This is a genomic window from Promicromonospora thailandica, from assembly GCF_024171955.1.
In the GTDB taxonomy this organism is placed as follows: Bacteria; Actinomycetota; Actinomycetes; order Actinomycetales; family Cellulomonadaceae; genus Promicromonospora; species Promicromonospora thailandica.
Genome location: NZ_JAMTCS010000014.1, coordinates 67,292 through 83,843 on the forward strand (window position 1 = coordinate 67,292; position 16,552 = coordinate 83,843).

General features: G+C 72.8%; 11 protein-coding genes. 10 read left to right on the plus strand and 1 reads right to left on the minus strand.

The window, feature by feature from the left end; all coding sequences use genetic code 11:
- The first annotated feature begins 87 nt into the window (after positions 1-87).
- The 6 genes from APR03_RS20920 (at position 88) to APR03_RS20945 (ending at position 10,250) form a co-directional block, all read left to right on the plus strand.
- On the plus strand, positions 88-1,740 hold the full coding sequence (locus APR03_RS20920; RefSeq protein WP_253838970.1) for an ABC transporter substrate-binding protein: 1,653 nt from the start codon (positions 88-90) through the stop codon (positions 1,738-1,740).
- 185 nt (positions 1,741-1,925) lie between these two features.
- The gene (locus tag APR03_RS20925) at positions 1,926-2,933 is read left to right on the plus strand and encodes an ABC transporter permease (RefSeq protein WP_253838972.1); all 1,008 of its coding nucleotides are present in this window, start codon (positions 1,926-1,928) and stop codon (positions 2,931-2,933) included.
- Positions 2,934-2,950: 17 nt separating this feature from the next.
- Positions 2,951-3,892 carry an ABC transporter permease gene (locus tag APR03_RS20930; protein ID WP_372494977.1) on the plus strand — a complete coding sequence of 314 codons (942 nt, stop codon included), beginning with the start codon at positions 2,951-2,953 and terminating at the stop codon, positions 3,890-3,892.
- Positions 3,889-5,643, plus strand: coding sequence for a dipeptide ABC transporter ATP-binding protein (locus tag APR03_RS20935; protein WP_253838973.1), 1,755 nt, complete (start codon positions 3,889-3,891; stop codon positions 5,641-5,643). Before APR03_RS20930 ends, APR03_RS20935 begins: the two co-directional genes overlap by 4 nt.
- A 184-nt stretch (positions 5,644-5,827) precedes the next feature.
- A complete protein-coding gene (rpsA, locus tag APR03_RS20940) occupies positions 5,828-7,300 on the plus strand; it encodes a 30S ribosomal protein S1 (protein ID WP_253838974.1) in 1,473 nt (490 codons plus the stop codon).
- A 193-nt stretch (positions 7,301-7,493) separates the two neighbouring features.
- Positions 7,494-10,250 (plus strand): tetratricopeptide repeat protein, encoded by a 2,757-nt coding sequence (locus APR03_RS20945; protein WP_253838976.1) that lies wholly within the window; start codon positions 7,494-7,496, stop codon positions 10,248-10,250.
- Between the two features lie 90 nt (positions 10,251-10,340).
- Here APR03_RS20945 and APR03_RS20950 read toward each other — a convergent pair whose 3' ends face one another.
- Positions 10,341-12,242 (minus strand): ABC transporter ATP-binding protein, encoded by a 1,902-nt coding sequence (locus APR03_RS20950; protein ID WP_253838978.1) that lies wholly within the window; start codon positions 12,240-12,242, stop codon positions 10,341-10,343.
- A gap of 235 nt (positions 12,243-12,477) precedes the next feature.
- Between APR03_RS20950 and APR03_RS20955 the strand changes: the two genes are divergently transcribed.
- The 4 genes from APR03_RS20955 to APR03_RS20970 all read left to right on the plus strand — a co-directional run bounded on the left by APR03_RS20955 (position 12,478) and on the right by APR03_RS20970 (position 16,547).
- Positions 12,478-13,674, plus strand: coding sequence for a cytochrome P450 (locus APR03_RS20955; protein WP_253838980.1), 1,197 nt, complete (start codon positions 12,478-12,480; stop codon positions 13,672-13,674).
- Between the two features lie 101 nt (positions 13,675-13,775).
- Positions 13,776-15,029, plus strand: coding sequence for a TerC family protein (locus tag APR03_RS20960; RefSeq protein WP_253838982.1), 1,254 nt, complete (start codon positions 13,776-13,778; stop codon positions 15,027-15,029).
- Positions 15,030-15,189: 160 nt separating this feature from the next.
- On the plus strand, positions 15,190-15,819 hold the full coding sequence (gene coaE / locus APR03_RS20965; RefSeq protein WP_253838985.1) for a dephospho-CoA kinase: 630 nt from the start codon (positions 15,190-15,192) through the stop codon (positions 15,817-15,819).
- 41 nt (positions 15,820-15,860) lie between these two features.
- Entirely contained in the window at positions 15,861-16,547 is a 687-nt protein-coding gene (locus APR03_RS20970; protein ID WP_253838986.1) for a pyroglutamyl-peptidase I, read from the plus strand.
- The last annotated feature ends 5 nt before the right edge of the window (positions 16,548-16,552 follow it).

Here is a 16,552-nt window from a genome sequence, read left to right on the forward strand (position 1 = left end):
AAAGGGCTCCTAAGGTCAGGCGCAAACGTCTGCGCGCCGTCGTGCCCGAACCCGGGCCCGCCGGTGCGCTCGAGGAAGGAGAGTGCCATGCGTCGACGCGCTACGCGCCTTGCGGGCGGCGTCACCCTGGTGACTGCGCTCGCAGTGGCTCTGAGCGGTTGTGTCGCGAGCGAGCGGGACGCCGACGGCGGCGAGGGCGGGGGCAGTGACGGCACGTTCGTCTTCGCCGGATCGGCGGAGCCGAGCTCGCTCGACCCGGCGTTCGCCAGCGACGGCGAGACGTTCCGGGTCGCGCGCCAGATCTTCGAGGGTCTGGTCGGCGTCGAGCCGGGCACCGCGGACCCCGCCCCGCTGCTCGCGGAGAGCTGGGACATCAGCGAGGACGGCCTGACGTACACGTTCAACCTCAAGGAGGGCGTGACGTTCCACGACGACACGCCGTTCGACGCCGAGGCCGTGTGCGCCAACTTCGACCGCTGGCACGACTGGACCGGCCTGGCCGCCCACGAGAACCTCTCGTACTACTACAAGGCCGTCTTCGGCGGCACCGGCGAGGACAGCCTGTACGACTCGTGCGAGGCGTCCGACGCGGCGACCGCCGTCGTCACGCTGAACACGCCGATCCCCGAGCTCATCCCGGCGCTGTCGCTGCCGTCGTTCTCGATGCAGTCGCCCGCGGCGCTGGAGGAGTTCGGCGCGGACGAGGTCGAGGGCACGGCCGACGCGCCGCAGCTCACCGAGTACGGCCGGGAGCACCCGACCGGTACCGGCCCGTACACCTTCCAGGAGTGGAAGAGCGGCGAGAGCGTCACGCTGGCCGCCAACGAGAACTACTGGGGCGAGATCGGCGACGTCAAGACCATCGTCTTCACGGTGATCTCCGACGGCACCGCCCGCCGCCAGGCGCTCGAGGCCGGTGACATCGACGGCTACGACCTGGTCGCGCCCGCCGACGTCGACGCGCTCAAGGAGGCCGGCTACACCATCCTCGACCGCGACGCGTTCAACATCCTGTACCTGGGCATGAACCAGGCGGCCAAGCCGCTGGACGACGTCCGCGTGCGCCAGGCGATCGCCCACGCGATCGACAAGGACGCACTGGTCCAGGCCGCGCTGCCCGAGGGTACGACCCCCGCGACGCAGTTCGTGCCCGAGATCGTCACGGGCTACAGCGACGACGTCACGACCTACGAGTACGACCCCGAGAAGGCCAAGGACCTCCTGAAGGAGGCCGGCCAGGAGAACCTCGAGCTCGAGTTCAACTACCCGACCGAGGTCTCGCGCCCGTACATGCCGGACCCCGCCGCCATCTACGAGGCCGTCTCCGCGGACCTCGAGGAGGTCGGCATCACGGTGACGGCCACGCCGGAGCCCTGGAGCCCGACGTACATCGACACCATCCAGGGTGGCGAGAACCACGGTCTGCACCTGCTCGGCTGGACGGGTGACTACAACGACACCTACAACTTCATCGGCACGTTCTTCGGGGCGAAGTCGCTGGAGTGGGGCTTCGACGACCAGGAGGTCTTCGACGCGATCAAGGACGCCCGCAACGCTCCGCTCGAGGAGCAGGAGGCGGCCTACATGAACGCCAACGAGGTGATCATGGACGCGCTGCCCGGCGTCCCGCTGGCCAGCCCGGTGCCGTCGCTCGTCGTCGCCCCCGGCGTCGAGGGCTACCCGATCTCGCCGGTGCAGGACGAGGTCTACAACGTCATCTCCCTCGGCGGTGGCGAGTAACGGTGACGCACCGGGGAGGGAGTAAGGTTCCCTCCCGAACCGCCTGGGGCTCGCGAGCCCTCGGGTGAAGTACTCAGGTCGGGGCGCGGCTGGTGCCGCGCCCCGACCCCTGTCCCCAGTCGCCGGGCCCGCCCGCGAGCCGGCCGGACCCGGGCGACCGATCACCGCACGTCTGCCGAGGAACGATGCTCAGACTGATCGTGCAGCGCCTGCTGCTCCTGATACCCCTCCTGCTGGGCTTGTCGGTCCTGCTGTTCGGCTGGGTGCGCGCCCTGCCCGGCGGACCCGTCCAGGCCATGCTCGGCGAGCGGTACACGCCCGAGGCCGCCGCGGAGATCGAGGCCCAGCTCGGCCTCGACCAGCCGCTGATCGTGCAGTACGGCAAGTACCTCCTGCGGCTGCTGCAGGGCGACTTCGGCGTCTCGCTGCAGAGCGGCCGGCCCGTGATCGACGAGTTCCTCACGCGGTTCCCCGCCACGATCGAGCTCACCGTCGTCGCGCTCGTGTTCGCCATCGGCATCGGCATCCCGCTGGGCTACGTCGCCGCCCGCCGCGCCGGCTCGATCGTCGACCACTCGGCCGTCGTCGTCTCGCTGATCGGCGTCACGGTGCCCGTCTTCTTCCTGGCCTTCATCCTGAAGTACCTCTTCGCCGTGGAGCTGGGCTGGTTCCCGACCACGGGGCGCCAGAGCGCCACGATGATCGCCACGCACCCGACCAACTTCTACGTCCTGGACGGTCTGCTCACCGCCGAGTGGGACGCGGCCTGGGACGCGCTGGTGCACCTGATCCTGCCCGGCATCGCGCTCGGCTCGATCCCGCTGGCGATCGTGGCGCGCATGACGCGCGCCGCCGTCTCCGAGGTGCAGAACGCGGACTACGTGCGCACGGCGCGCGCCAAGGGCATCAAGGCCTCGCGGCTGCGTGGTGACCACATCCTGAAGAACGCCATGCTCCCCGTGGTGACGACGATCGGCCTGCAGGTGGGCCTCCTGCTGTCGGGCGCGGTGCTCACCGAGACGGTGTTCGCCTTCAGCGGGATCGGCAGCTTCCTGGCCGACTCGGTGTTCAACGCCGACTACCCGGTGATGCAGGGCTTCGTGCTCATGATCGCCGTGGTCTACGCCCTCGTGAACCTGCTCGTCGACGTCTCGTACGGGCTGATCGACCCCCGGCTGAGGAGGCAGCAGTGAGCGCCAACGAGCTTCCTGTGACCGACGGCGCGGCCGCCGCGCCGCTCCACACGAGCATCCACGGCGACGGCCCGGCCGGCGCCGACCACGGCGGAGAGGGTGTCTGGGCGCGCGCGTGGCGCACCCTGCGCAAGAACCCCGTCGCGATCATCGGCTTCGTCATCGTCGCCGTGTTCGTCCTGGTGGCCCTCCTGGCGCCGGTGCTCGCGCCGTACGGCGGCACCGAGCTGCCCGGCCGCGCCGACGTGCGGCCCACCATGATCCCCGGCCCGTCGGCCGAGTTCCCGCTCGGCCTGGACCGCTACGGCGGCGACGTGCTGAGCAAGCTGATCTGGGGTGCGCAGGCCTCGCTGCTCGTCGGCGTGCTGTCCACGCTGTTCGGCCTCACCGGCGGCCTGCTGCTCGGGCTGCTCGCGGGCTGGTTCGGCAAGTGGGTCGACTTCGCCGTCATGCGCCTGGTGGACCTGATGCTCTCGGTGCCCTCGCTGCTGCTCGCGGTGTCGATCGCGGCGATCGTCGGCCAGTCGTCGATGGCCGTCATCATCGCCATCGGTGTGGTGCAGGTGCCGATCTTCGCGCGCCTGCTGCGCGGCTCGATGCTCGCGCAGAAGGGCCAGGACTACGTGCTGGCGGCCTCCGCGCTGGGCCTGACGCGCCGCTCGGTGACCATGAGCCACGTGCTGCCGAACAGCGTGGGCCCCGTCATCGTGCAGGCCACCCTGAGCCTGGCCACCGCGGTGATCGAGGCGGCCGCGCTGTCCTTCCTCGGCCTGGGCGGCGGCGAGCCGTCGACGGCGGAGTGGGGCCGCATGCTGACGGCCGCGCAGCAGGAGCTCGCGGTCGCGCCGCGCCTGGCCATCCTGCCCGGCATCTGCATCGCCGTGACGGCTCTCGGCTTCACCCTCGTGGGCGAGAGCCTGCGCGAGGCCCTCGACCCCCGGAACAGGACCCGACGATGAACGACACCCCAGACAAGAAGAAGGTCTCGGGCGCGGAGGCCGACGACGTCGTCCTGCGCGTCGAGGACATGTCCGTCGACTTCCGCACCGAGCACGGCGCGGCACGCGCCGTCGCGGGCGCCAACCTCACGGTGCGCCGCGGCCAGACCGTCGCGATCGTGGGGGAGTCCGGCTCCGGCAAGACCACCCTCGCGATGGCGGTGCTGGGCCTCCTGGCGAGCAACGGCTCGGTGGCCGAGGGGCACATCTGGTTCAAGGGCGAGGACCTCGGCCACGTCAGCCCGCAGCGGATGGCACAGCTGCGCGGCACCGAGCTGGGCCTCGTGCCGCAGGACCCGATGACCAACCTGGACCCGATCATGCAGATCGGCCGGCAGATCGACGAGGGCCTGATCGACAACGGCCTGCGGACCCGCCGGGACGCCCGCGCGCGCACCGTCGAGCTGCTCGACGAGGTGGGCCTGCCGGACGCGCGCCGGCGCGCCTCCCAGTTCCCGCACGAGTTCTCCGGTGGCATGCGCCAGCGGGCCCTCATCGCGATGGGGCTCTCGGGCCGTCCGGCGCTCCTGGTGGCGGACGAGCCGACCTCGGCGCTCGACGTGACGGTGCAGCGCGGCATCCTCGACCAGCTCACCGGGCTGACCGAGGAGCTGGGCACCGCCGTGCTGCTCATCACGCACGACCTGGGCCTGGCGGCCGAGCGGGCCGACATCGTGGTGGTCATGTACCGCGGCGACATCGTCGAGCAGGGTCCGGCCCGTCAGGTGCTCACCGCGCCGCAGCACGAGTACACCAAGCGGCTCATGGCGGCGGCGCCGTCGCTCGCCTCGCGCCGCATCGAGATCGCGCGCGAGCGCGGCCTCGACGACGTGCTGGACGAGGCCCTCCTCGCCCCGGGCGAGGAGCACGGCACGACGGCGGACGCCGCGGACGCGCCCGCCGCCGAGCCGGCGCCGCTGGTCGAGGTCCGGGACGCGACCAAGGTGTTCTCGATCCGCGGGAACGGGCTGTTCTCCCGGAGCAAGGACTTCACGGCCGTGGACGGTGTGAGCCTGGACATCCCGCGCGGGTCTACCGTGGCCGTCGTGGGGGAGTCGGGGTCCGGCAAGTCGACCCTGGCCCGGATGATCCTCGACATCGAGAAGCCCACCTCGGGCACGATCACGTTCGACGGCGCCCCCGTGGGCGCCGGCGGGCACCGGGAGCAGATCGCCTACCGGCGCCGCGTCCAGCCGGTGTTCCAGGACCCGTACTCGTCGCTGGACCCGCTGTACTCGGTGTTCCGCGCGATCGAGGAGCCGCTGCGCGCACACGACTACGGCGACGCCGCGGCCCGCCGCGCCCGTGTCGAGGAGCTCGCCGAGCAGGTGGCGCTGAGCAAGGGCCAGCTGCAGCGGTTCCCGTCGGAGCTGTCGGGCGGCCAGCGCCAGCGCGTCGCGATCGCCCGCGCGCTGGCCCTGTCGCCCGAGCTGGTGGTCTGCGACGAGGCGGTGTCGGCGCTCGACGTCGTCGTGCAGGCGCAGATCCTGCAGCTGCTCGCCGGCCTCCAGGAGGAGCTGGGCCTGACCTACCTGTTCATCACGCACGACCTCGCCGTCGTGCGCCAGATCGCGGACCGCGTGCTGGTGATGCAGCAGGGACGGATGGTCGAGGAGGGGACGGTCGACGACGTCTTCGACTCGCCGAGCACCGAGTACACGCGGGCGCTGCTCGACGCGATCCCGGGCCGGGACCTGGAGCTCGCGCTCTGACCGCCCGCTCCGGCCTCTCCCGCACGAGGCCTCGCGTTGACCATCCCGCTGCGGCGCCACTAGGATGACTGGCGGTGCCGTGCGCCCTCCGGCGACCCCGGAAGGCGCTCATCGGGACCACATCAGCAGAGCAACACAGACCCTGTCCGTACTACGCCATGTCCGCATCGGAGCATCGAACTCAATGACCATCTCCACCCCTGCGAAGTCCGCACCCCAGGTTGCCGTCAACGACATCGGCACCGAGGAGGACTTCCTTGCTGCCATCGACGCCACCATCAAGTACTTCAACGATGGTGACATCGTCGAAGGCACGATCGTCAAGGTGGACCGTGACGAGGTCCTTCTCGACATCGGCTACAAGACCGAGGGTGTCATCCCGTCCCGGGAGCTCTCGATCAAGCACGACGTCGACCCTGGCGAGGTCGTCGCCGTCGGCGACGCCGTCGAGGCCCTGGTCCTCCAGAAGGAGGACAAGGAAGGCCGCCTGATCCTGTCCAAGAAGCGCGCCCAGTACGAGCGCGCCTGGGGCACGATCGAGAAGATCAAGGAAGAGGACGGCGTCGTCACCGGCACCGTCATCGAGGTCGTCAAGGGTGGTCTCATCCTCGACATCGGCCTGCGCGGCTTCCTCCCCGCCTCCCTGGTGGAGATGCGTCGTGTCCGCGACCTCCAGCCGTACGTCGGCAAGGAGATCGAGGCCAAGATCATCGAGCTCGACAAGAACCGCAACAACGTCGTGCTCTCGCGTCGTGCGTGGCTCGAGCAGACGCAGTCCGAGGTCCGCTCCACCTTCCTGCAGACCCTGCAGAAGGGCCAGGTGCGCCCCGGTGTCGTCTCCTCGATCGTCAACTTCGGTGCCTTCGTGGACCTGGGTGGCGTCGACGGCCTGGTGCACGTCTCCGAGCTGTCCTGGAAGCACATCGACCACCCGTCCGAGGTCGTCGAGGTGGGCCAGGAGGTCACCGTCGAGGTGCTCGACGTCGACTTCGACCGCGAGCGTGTCTCCCTGTCGCTGAAGGCGACGCAGGAGGACCCGTGGCAGACCTTCGCCCGCACGCACGCCATCGGTCAGGTCGTGCCGGGCAAGGTCACCAAGCTGGTCCCGTTCGGTGCGTTCGTGCGCGTCGAGGACGGCATCGAGGGCCTGGTGCACATCTCGGAGCTGGCCGTGCGCCACGTCGAGCTGCCGGAGCAGGTCGTCACCGTCGGTGCCGAGGTGTTCGTCAAGGTCATCGACATCGACCTGGAGCGCCGCCGCATCTCGCTGTCGCTCAAGCAGGCCAACGAGGGCGTGGACCCGGAGTCCGAGGACTTCGACCCCGCGCTGTACGGCATGGCCGCCGAGTACGACGAGGCCGGGAACTACAAGTACCCGGACGGCTTCGACCCGGAGACCAACGAGTGGCTCGAGGGCTTCGAGGCGCAGCGCGAGGCGTGGGAGGCGGAGTACGCCAAGGCGCACGAGCGCTGGACCGCGCACCGCAAGCAGGTCGCCGAGGCGCTGGCCGCGGACACGGACGCGTCGTCGGACGCCCCGGCCTCCGCTCCCGCCGGCAACACCTCGTACTCCTCGGCCCCGGTCGAGGAGGCCGGTGGCACGCTGGCCTCGGACGAGGCGCTGGCCGCGCTTCGCGAGAAGCTCACGGGCAACTGACCCGAGCCGACCGACGGCCCGTCGCCCCCTTCGCTGGGGGCGGCGGGCCGTCGCCGTTTTCAGGATGCGGTACGCGGCGCCGCCCGTACCCCGTCACGGCTCGCTGACCTGCGCTGACACGTTCGCGGACGGCGCACGGCGGTATCACGGGGCCGCTGGCCAGGACCGAGGCGGTGCGGTTGGATTGCTGCTCATGAGCCGACCCGGACCCGATGGGACACGGGGCGCGAGCCCTTCTGCCCTGCTCGCGCCCGAGCGTGCGACCGTCCCGTTCACCGGCCGTGCCCGGGAGCTCGCGGAGCTGCGGGCGTGGGTGCGCTCCCACGACCCGCTGGCGTTGCGCCTGGTGTGCGGTCTGGGTGGCGTGGGCAAGACCCGGCTGGCCCTGGAGCTCGGCCGCAGGCTGCGCCGCACGGGCTGGACCGTGGTCCACGTGCCGCCGGGCCAGGAGGTGGCCGCCGTCGAACGGGTCGCCGACGTGCGGCGTGCGCTGCTGGTGGTCGACGACGCCGGGTTCCGGCCCGGCCTGCCCGCGATGCTCGACGCCGCCGGAGCGCCCCGGCGCCGGGGCCGGCTGCGTATCCTGTGCCTGGCCCGGACCGGCGGGCAGTGGTGGCCCCGCGAGCGGTGGACGGGCAGCCTGTGGGCGGGGCGGACGCCGTCGGTCACCCAGATGGCCCTGGACGCGGCGCTGGAGGGCGGGCCCGACGTCGCCTACGATCCCGCCCTCGGGCTGGCCGCCGAGCCGCCGGACGGCGAACGTGCGGTGGTCGAGGCCGCCGCGGCCCGCTTCGCGCGGGTCCTCGGGCGGCCCGTACCCCGCACGGCGTACGAGTCGGCGCCGGACCGGCGTACGCGCGTGCTCGACCTGCACGCGGCGGCGCTCGTCGGCGTCCTCGACGGCGAGGTGCCCGACCCTGGGGCCGCGCTCGGGCTGCTGCTCGACCGGGAGCGGGCCGGCTGGGCGGCGTCGGCCGTGGAGGCGGGGCTGGCAGGCGACGCCGAGGCCGTGCTGACGGCGGCCACGCTCCTGGGCGACACCTCCGACGCCGGTGTGCGCGCGGCGCTGCGCCGGGCCGGGGCGAGCCCGGCTGCCGGGCGCGACGCCGACGTCACCGCGTGGGTGCGGCGGCACCTGCCGGCCGTGCCCCGCCTGGGCGAGCTGCTCGTGTCGCGGGTGCTGGCCGCGTCACCCGGGCTGACCGACCGGTGCACGCGCGACCTGGACGCCGACCAGGCGTTCGCGGTGCTGGGGTTCGCCACCGCCATGGGCCTGGACCGCCCGGCGGCGGACCGCGACGTGACCGGCGAGCTGACCGAGGCCGTGGCGGCCGCGCTGCCGGCCCGGACGGCCGCCGACCTGCCCGGCCTGCTCCGCGTCACGCGCCGGCTCCCCCGCGCGTCCGCGCCCCTCGTGGTGCCCGTCCTGGACCGCCTCACCCACCGCGTGGCCGAGCTGGCGCGCACGGAGGGCGACGTGGCCCAGCGCGCGGAGACGCTGGGCGATCTCGGCGCGGTGCTCATCGCCGAGGGCGAGCCGGACGCCGCGCTGACAGAGCTGGAGGAGTCGGTGCGGCTGTGGCGGGGCCTGTCGGCGCAGGACGCCGACCGCTACCGACCCCCGCTGTGCACCGCGCTGAACAACCTCGCGATGGGTTACTGGGCCGTCGGCAGGCACGAGGACGCCCTCGGGGTCCAGGAGGAGGTCGTCGCCCTCTGCCGGCGGTTCGGGCCGGGCGACGCCCCGTGGGCGGACGCCGAGCACGCGCGCGCCCTGCAGAACGCGGGGGTGTCCTACACCGAGCTCGGCCGCACGGGCGAGATCGAGGCGGCGCAGCGCGCGTCGCTCGATCTCTACCGCCGGCTCGCGGCCGGCGATCCCGTCCAGTACGAGCCGCGGCTCGCCGCCGTGCTGGGCAACTTCGAGGCCCTCACCGAGAGCGGGCGACCCGAGGACGCCCTGCCGGCGAACGTCGAGGCCGTCGCGATCCGACGGCGCCTGGCCGCGGACCGGCCGGAGCACCTCGGTGAGCTGGCGTGGTCGCTCGGCCAGCTGGGCACCACGCTGGAGGCGCTCGGCCGGTACGAGGAGGCGGGCGTGGTGCTGGTCGAGGCCCTGGAGATCCAGCGGCGGCTCGCCAAGGAGAACGAGCGCGGGACCCGGCCCGACCTGGCCGGCGCGCTGTCGGCGCTGGGCGCCCTGTACTCGACCGTGGGGCGCGCGGACGAGTCCCTGCGCCTGGAGCGGGAGGCGCTGGAGATCCGCCGCGACCTCGCGCGCGAGCACCCGGACAAGTACCTGCACTACCTGGCGCACTCCCTGTCCAACCTCGGCGTCACCCTCGCCCGGCGCGGCCGGTACGACGAGGCGGTGCTGCTGGAGGAGGAGGCCGTGGCCGTGCGCCGGGGCCTGGCGCGGCAGAACGCCCGGTCGCTCAAGTACCTCGCGCAGTCCCTGTCGAACCTGGGGGTGCGGTACGCGGACCTCGGCCGGTTCGAGGAGGCCCTGCGGCCCACGCAGGAGGCCGTCGACATGCTGCGCCGGCTCGTGCGCGAGGAGCCCGAGAAGTACCGCACCGGGCTGGCGGAGGCGCTCGCGAACCTGGGTGCCACCCTCCTCGACCTGGGCCGCGCGCAGGACGCGCTGCTGCCGATGCGCGAGGCCGTGGTGATGCGCCGGGCACTCGCCCTGGAGAACCCGGACAAGCACCGCCCCGACCTGGCGCTGGCCCTGTCCAACCTGGCCAGCGCGCTCGGCGCCGTGGGCGACAACGTGACGGCCCTCGGGCATGCCCGTGAGGCCGTGGAGATGCGCCGCCGGCTGGCCGCGGACCTGCCCGAACGCTACCGCGCCGAGCTCGAGCGGTCGCGTGCCGTGCTCAGCCGCATCGACGCCGCGATCCGGAACCCGCCGCCGCCCGCCGCCGACCCGCGCCCACAGGTCCGCTGACGCTCGTCCCGGCGCACAGCTCGTCCCGGCGCACAGCTCGTCCCAGCGCACCGTGCGTGCGTCCCGGCGACGGGCGTACGGCGCACGTGATCAGCGGTCCGCCGTCTCCGCGAACTGGGTGCGGTACAGGTCCGCGTACAGGCCCCCGGCGGCGAGCAGCTCGGCGTGCGTGCCCGACTCGGCGACGCGCCCGTCGTCGAGCACCACGATCCGGTCCGCCGCGCGCACGGTCGACAGGCGGTGCGCGATGACCAGCGACGTCCGCCCCGCCAGGGCCTGGTCGAGCGCCACCTGCACCGCGGCCTCGGACTCCGAGTCGAGGTGCGCCGTCGCCTCGTCGAGCACGACCACGTCGGGGGCCCGCAGGAGCAGCCGCGCGATCGCGAGCCGCTGCCGCTCGCCGCCCGAGAGCCGGTAGCCCCGGTCGCCCACCACGGTCTCCAGGCCCTCGGGCAGCCGCTCGACGAGGTCCCACACCCGGGCCTGGCGCAGCACCCGCTCGAGGTCGTCGTCGGACGCCTCCGGGCGCACGAACCGCAGGTTCGCCGCCATCGTGTCGTGGAACAGGTGCGCGTCCTGCGCGACCACGCCCACCGTGGCCCGCAGGGACGCGAACGTCACGTCCCGCAGGTCGGTGCCGGCGATCCGCACGGCGCCCGACGTCGGGTCGTACATGCGGCTGACCAGCTGCGAGACGGTGGTCTTCCCTGCCCCGGACGGCCCCACCAGCGCCACCATCGACCCCGCGGGCACCTCGAACGAGACCTCGCGCAGCGTGTCGGCCGTCGGGTCCTTGCGCTGCCCGGCCACGGACTCCAGGGAGGCGAGCGACACCTCGTCGGCGCGCGGGTACCGGAACGTCACGGCGTCCAGCGTCACCGACGCGCCGCGTGCCGCGACGGCCGCCCGCAGGTCGGCGGCGTCGGGCCGTTCGGCCACCGACGGCTCCAGGTCCAGCACCTCCAGCACCCGCTCGAACGACACGAGCGCCGTCATGACGTCCACCTGGACGTTCGCCATCGCCGTCAGCGGCCCGTACAGGCGGGTGAGGTACGTGGCCAGAGCCACCACCGTGCCCACCGTGAGCTCGCCCGCGACCGCCTGGAGACCACCCACGCCGTACACGCCCGCCACGGCGAGCGCGGCGATCGTGGACAGGCCCACCCGGAACCAGGTGCCGAGCAGCGCCGTGCGCACGCCCAGGTCGCGGCGCTCGCGGGCGGGTTCGGCGAACCGCAGCGACTCCGTCTCCGGGTCGCCGAAGACCTTCACGAGGTGGGCCCCGGCGACGTTGAACCGCTCGTTCATGAGCTGGCCCAGGTCGGCGTCGACCTCCATGCCGCGCCGGGTGAGCACGGCGAGCCGGCGGCCGAACCAGCGCGCGGGCAGCACGAAGAACGGCACCAGCACGAGAGCGCCGAGCGTGAGCTGCGGCGACATCGCGAACATCGCGCCGAGCGTGAACACGATGGTCAGCGTGTTGGAGACGACGGTCTGCAGCGTCGAGGTGAAGGCCCGCTGCGCGCCCAGCACGTCGCCGTTGAGGCGTTGCACGAGGGCGCCGGTGCGGGCCCGGGAGAAGAACGCGAGCGGCATGCGCTGCACGTGGTCGAACACCGCGAGGCGCAGGTCGAGGATGAGTCCCTCGCCCACCTGGGAGGAGACGAGCCGGTCCGCGACGGACAGCCCGGCGGAGACGACGGCGAGCAGGGCGGCCACCCCCGCCAGCAGCACCACGAGGCGGGTGTCGCCGGCGGTGATGCCGTGGTCGATGATGCGCTGGAACAGCAGCGGTGTGGCCGCGCCCGCCGCCGCCTCCAGGGCCAGGATCAGGACGAACAGGGTCAGCCGGCCGCGGTAGGGCCGGGCGAAGGCCAGGATGCGCCGCAGCGTCTCCCGGCCGAGGCGGCGCCGCGCGACCGAACCGTCCTGCGTGAACGAGCGCATCGCCCGTCCGCCGCCCATGCTCCCGCCGCCTCCGTGCATGCTCATCGACGCATCGTCGCACGGCTGCACCGCCGCACGGCGCGCACGGCCGGCCCGACCGTAGCGGGTGAACCGGGGGTGACCCGGACCACAGGCGTGCTACCGGTTCCCCGCTGGGCGTGATAGAAACCCTCGATCGGGCGTCTACGCAGGTCGCCCCCATATTTCGATGGATGATCCGATGAATGTGGACGGTGGAGGCGCCATGTCCGGCCGGGAACCGCAGCGAGGCGGAGGTCGCGTGGCGCTGGTGGAGCTGACCGGCGCGGAGGACATGGTCGCCGAGCTGCGCAGGCTGCAGGACGAGTGGGGCCCCGTGGCGCCCGTGGACCTGGAGCCCGGCGTACCGGGCTGGCTCGTGCTCGGGCACGCCGAGGTCATGGAGGTGATGCGCACCGAGAGCGTCTTCGCGCGCGACCCGCGGCACTGGAAGGAGCGGCTGCCGCTCGACTCGACGCTGCACGCCATCCTCTCGCCGGCCGGGCGGCGAGCCCTGTACTACGCGGACGGCGCCGACCACCGCCGGCTGCGGCTGCCGATGGACGAGGCGTTCGCGAGCCTCGACGAGGCGCAGACGGCGGCCCTGGTGCGCGGCGTGTGCGCCGGCCTGATCGACGCGTTCGCCACGCAGGGCGAGGCGGACCTGATCGGCGAGTACGCCGCGGCGGTCTCGTTCCTCGCCGTCTCGGGCATGTTCGGGTTCGACGAGCGGCAGGGCATCGCGCTGCTGCGGTGCGCGCACGGCGTGTTCGGGCACGGGGGCGACGCCGTGGCCGCGCTGGCCGCCATGGACCAGATCGTGCTGGACCAGGTGCTGGCCACGCGGGCGGCGCCCGGCAACAACCTCACGGCCCGCCTGGTGGAGCACCCGAGCTTCGAGAACGACACGGAGATCGTGCACTCGATGGTGGTGGCGATCTGCGCCGCCAACGAGATGCTCGTGACCTGGATCGCGGCGACCCTGCGCCGCATGCTCACCGACCCCCGGTACACCGGCCGGATCACCGGCGTGCGCCGCGGCCTGGACGACGCGCTCGACGAGACCCTGTGGAGCGAGCCGCCCGTGGCCAACCTGCCCGCGCGGTACGCGGTCACGGACTGCACGCTCGGCAAGGTGCGCATCCAGGCGGGCGACGCGATCGTGATGGGTGTCGCCGCCGCGAACAACGACCCGCGGGTGCGTACCGACGACGACACGTTCGAGGCGAGCAACCGGTCGCACCTGTCGTTCGGCGTCGGGCCGCACGCGTGCCCGGCCCGGCGGCCGGGCCGGCTCGTGGTCAAGATCGCCGTCGAGAGCCTCATGGAGCGGCTGGACCTGCGCCTGGCCGACCCCGAGGTGACGTGGGCCCCGTCGCCCTGGTCGCGGTACCCGGCCGTGCTGCCCGTCCGGTTCACGCCCGAGCGGCAGAGCGCGCGGACGCCGGTCCGGGCCTGACCCGGGCGGTCCCGGGCAGAGGTCGGGTAGCCTGAGGACGGCGTCCCGGCGCCGTCGTGCCGCCATGCATGGCTCATCCCCGTCGACCGAGAGCAGGCCGCATGGACGCATCGCCTCTTGTCTGGACCCTGACGGTCGCGGGGATCTGCGCGCTCCTCGTCTTCGACTACGTGTTCCACGTGCGCAAGGCGCACGTGCCGTCGCTGCGGGAGGCGGCGGTCTGGTCGGCGATCTACGTCGGCATCGCCGTGCTCTTCGGCGTCGGCGGGCTCGTCCTGGCGGGACCGGACTGGGGCTCCGAGTACTTCGCCGGGTACATCACCGAGAAGGCGCTGTCGGTCGACAACCTGTTCGTCTTCCTCATCATCATGACGAGCTTCCGGGTGCCGCGTGAGGACCAGCAGAAGGTCCTGCTGTTCGGCATCACGTTCTCGCTCGTCGCCCGGACGGGATTCATCTTCCTCGGTTCCGCGCTGATCAACTCGTTCGCGTGGGTCTTCTACTTCTTCGGGCTCGTCCTGCTCCTGACGGCGGGCAACATGCTCAAGCCGGAGAGCTCCGACTCGAGGTCCGGCGAGAACGTCATGGTGCGGCTGGCGCGCCGGATCTTCCACACCAGCCCGGACTACGACGGTGACAAGCTGTTCACCGTCCACGACGGCAAGCGCGCGCTGACCCCGATGCTTCTCGTCATGGTGGCGATCGCGGGCACCGACCTGCTGTTCGCGCTCGACTCCATCCCCGCGATCTTCGGGCTCACCCAGGACGTGTACATCGTCTTCACCGCCACGGCTTTTTCGCTGCTGGGCCTGCGGCAGCTGTACTTCCTCATCGACGGGCTGCTCGACCGGCTCATCTACCTCTCGTACGGGCTCTCCGCGATCCTCGCCTTCATCGGGGTCAAGCTGGTGCTCCACGCCTTGCACGAGAACAACGTCCCGTTCATCAACGGTGGTGAACCCGTACCGGTCGTCGAGATCAGCACGGGGCTGTCCCTCACGGTCATCGTCGGGGTGCTGCTGATCACGGTGCTCGTGTCGTTGCTCAGCCCGGCCGGCCGCGCGCAGACCGCCATCGCGAACGCCCGGCGGCACGCGACCGACTACCTGGACCTGGGGTACACCGCGGACCGCGCGGAACGCGACCGGGTGTACGAGGCCCTGCGGCACGAGGAGGAGATCGTGCGGAGCCTCGGCCCGAAGTACCTGCGGGTCGCCCGGCAGCAGCCCGACCTGGTGGACCTGCTCAGGAGGGCGCACGCCGAGCGCGACGAGTCCGTGGGCCGAGCCGCGCAGGAGGAGGCCGGCTCGGCACCGGACCAGGAGGCGACGCGGAGACGGCCTGGAGCCGAGTAGGAGGCGAGTAGGAGGCGAGCAGGAGGCGGCGTGCGCCGTCGAGATCGGCGGGAGCGAGGCGGGTAGCCTTGCCGTGCGACGTCTCGCGCCGCAGGGCGGGCCTCGCATGCCGCGGCGGACGAGCTCGGCGTCCCGACACATCAGCGAACCGAGGATGGTTATGTTCCGTATCGGCCTCACCGGTGGCATCGCGGCGGGCAAGTCGGTGGCGGCGACGCGTCTGGCCGAGCTCGGCGCCGTCGTCGTGGACCATGACCTCCTCGCCCGTGAGGCCGTCGCGCCGGGGTCCGTCGGGCTGGCCGAGATCGTCGAGGCCTTCGGCCCGGGCGTCGTGGCCGACGACGGCAGCCTCGACCGGCCCGCCCTCGGCGCGCTGGTGTTCGCCGACGACGCCGCCCGCGCACGCCTCAACGACATCGTGCACCCCGAGGTGCGCCGGCTGTCCGCGGAACGGGAGGCCAAGGCAGGAGCCGCGGACCCGGCCGCCGTCGTCGTGCACGACATCCCGCTGCTCGTGGAGACCGGGCAGGCCGGGCACTTCCACCTCGTGGTGGTCGTGCACACGCCCGCGGAGCAGCGTGTGGCCCGCCTCGTCGCGGCCCGCGGGCTGACCGAGGCGGCGGCCCGCGCACGCCTCGCGTCCCAGGCGGGCGACGACGAACGGCTCGCCGCCGCCGATGTCACCCTCGACGGGTCGGGCAGCGAGGACGACCTGCGCGCCCAGGTCGATACCCTGTGGCAGCGCGTGGCCGCGGAGGTCGCGCAGGAGGCGGAGGCGGACTCCGCATGATCCGGCCGGCACGGTCCGGCCGGTCAGGTGAGGAGCGTGCGATGAAGGTCTTGGTCACGGGGTTCGAACCGTTCGGTGGTGACACCGTCAACGCCTCGGCGGACGCGGTGGCGGCGCTCGCGGAGCGCTGGAGCGGGCCGGACGAGCTCGTCACTGCCGTGCTGCCGGTGGAGTTCGACGAGGTGCGCGGCCCGCACGGGCGGCTCATGCGCCTGCTGGACGAGCACGCGCCCGACGTCGTGGTCGCGACCGGCCTCGCCGACGGTGTCACGCAGGTGCGCGTGGAGCGCGTGGCGATCAACCTCATGGACGCGCGCATCCCCGACAACGGCGGCGCCCGTCCCGTGGATGCCCCGGTGGCCGACGGCGGACCGGACGCGCGGTTCGCGACGCTCCCCGTCAAGGCCGCGGCCGCCGCGGTGCGCGAGGCAGGCATCCCCGCCGGCGTCACCTACAGCGCCGGGACGTACGTCTGCAACGCCACGTTCTACGCCCTCCAGCACGCGCTCGCGGAGCGGCCCGGCGTCCTGTCGGGCTTCGTGCACGTGCCGCGCAGCACGGAGGAGGTGGGCGCGCAGGCGTCGGAGTCCGCCCTGGCCGACGGCGGCGCGGCGCACCTCCCGCTCGACGCGCTGGCGCACGCCCTGGAGATCGTGGTGCGCACGGCACTGAGGGCGGCGCGGGGCGACGTCGTGGAGCCCGACGCCCCGGCCGGCGCCCTGCACTGAGGCGG

What these genes read in the sequence shown, in the direction of transcription:
- APR03_RS20920 (WP_253838970.1), top strand. Translation starts at nt 88, where the DNA reads ATGCGTCGACGCGCTACGCGCCTTGCGGGCGGCGTCACCCTGGTGACT.
- APR03_RS20925 (WP_253838972.1), top strand. Translation starts at nt 1,926, where the DNA reads ATGCTCAGACTGATCGTGCAGCGCCTGCTGCTCCTGATACCCCTCCTG.
- APR03_RS20935 (WP_253838973.1), top strand. Translation starts at nt 3,889, where the DNA reads ATGAACGACACCCCAGACAAGAAGAAGGTCTCGGGCGCGGAGGCCGAC.
- rpsA (WP_253838974.1), top strand. Translation starts at nt 5,828, where the DNA reads ATGACCATCTCCACCCCTGCGAAGTCCGCACCCCAGGTTGCCGTCAAC.
- APR03_RS20945 (WP_253838976.1), top strand. Translation starts at nt 7,494, where the DNA reads ATGAGCCGACCCGGACCCGATGGGACACGGGGCGCGAGCCCTTCTGCC.
- APR03_RS20950 (WP_253838978.1), bottom strand. Translation starts at nt 12,242, where the DNA reads ATGAGCATGCACGGAGGCGGCGGGAGCATGGGCGGCGGACGGGCGATG.
- APR03_RS20960 (WP_253838982.1), top strand. Translation starts at nt 13,776, where the DNA reads ATGGACGCATCGCCTCTTGTCTGGACCCTGACGGTCGCGGGGATCTGC.
- coaE (WP_253838985.1), top strand. Translation starts at nt 15,190, where the DNA reads ATGTTCCGTATCGGCCTCACCGGTGGCATCGCGGCGGGCAAGTCGGTG.
- APR03_RS20970 (WP_253838986.1), top strand. Translation starts at nt 15,861, where the DNA reads ATGAAGGTCTTGGTCACGGGGTTCGAACCGTTCGGTGGTGACACCGTC.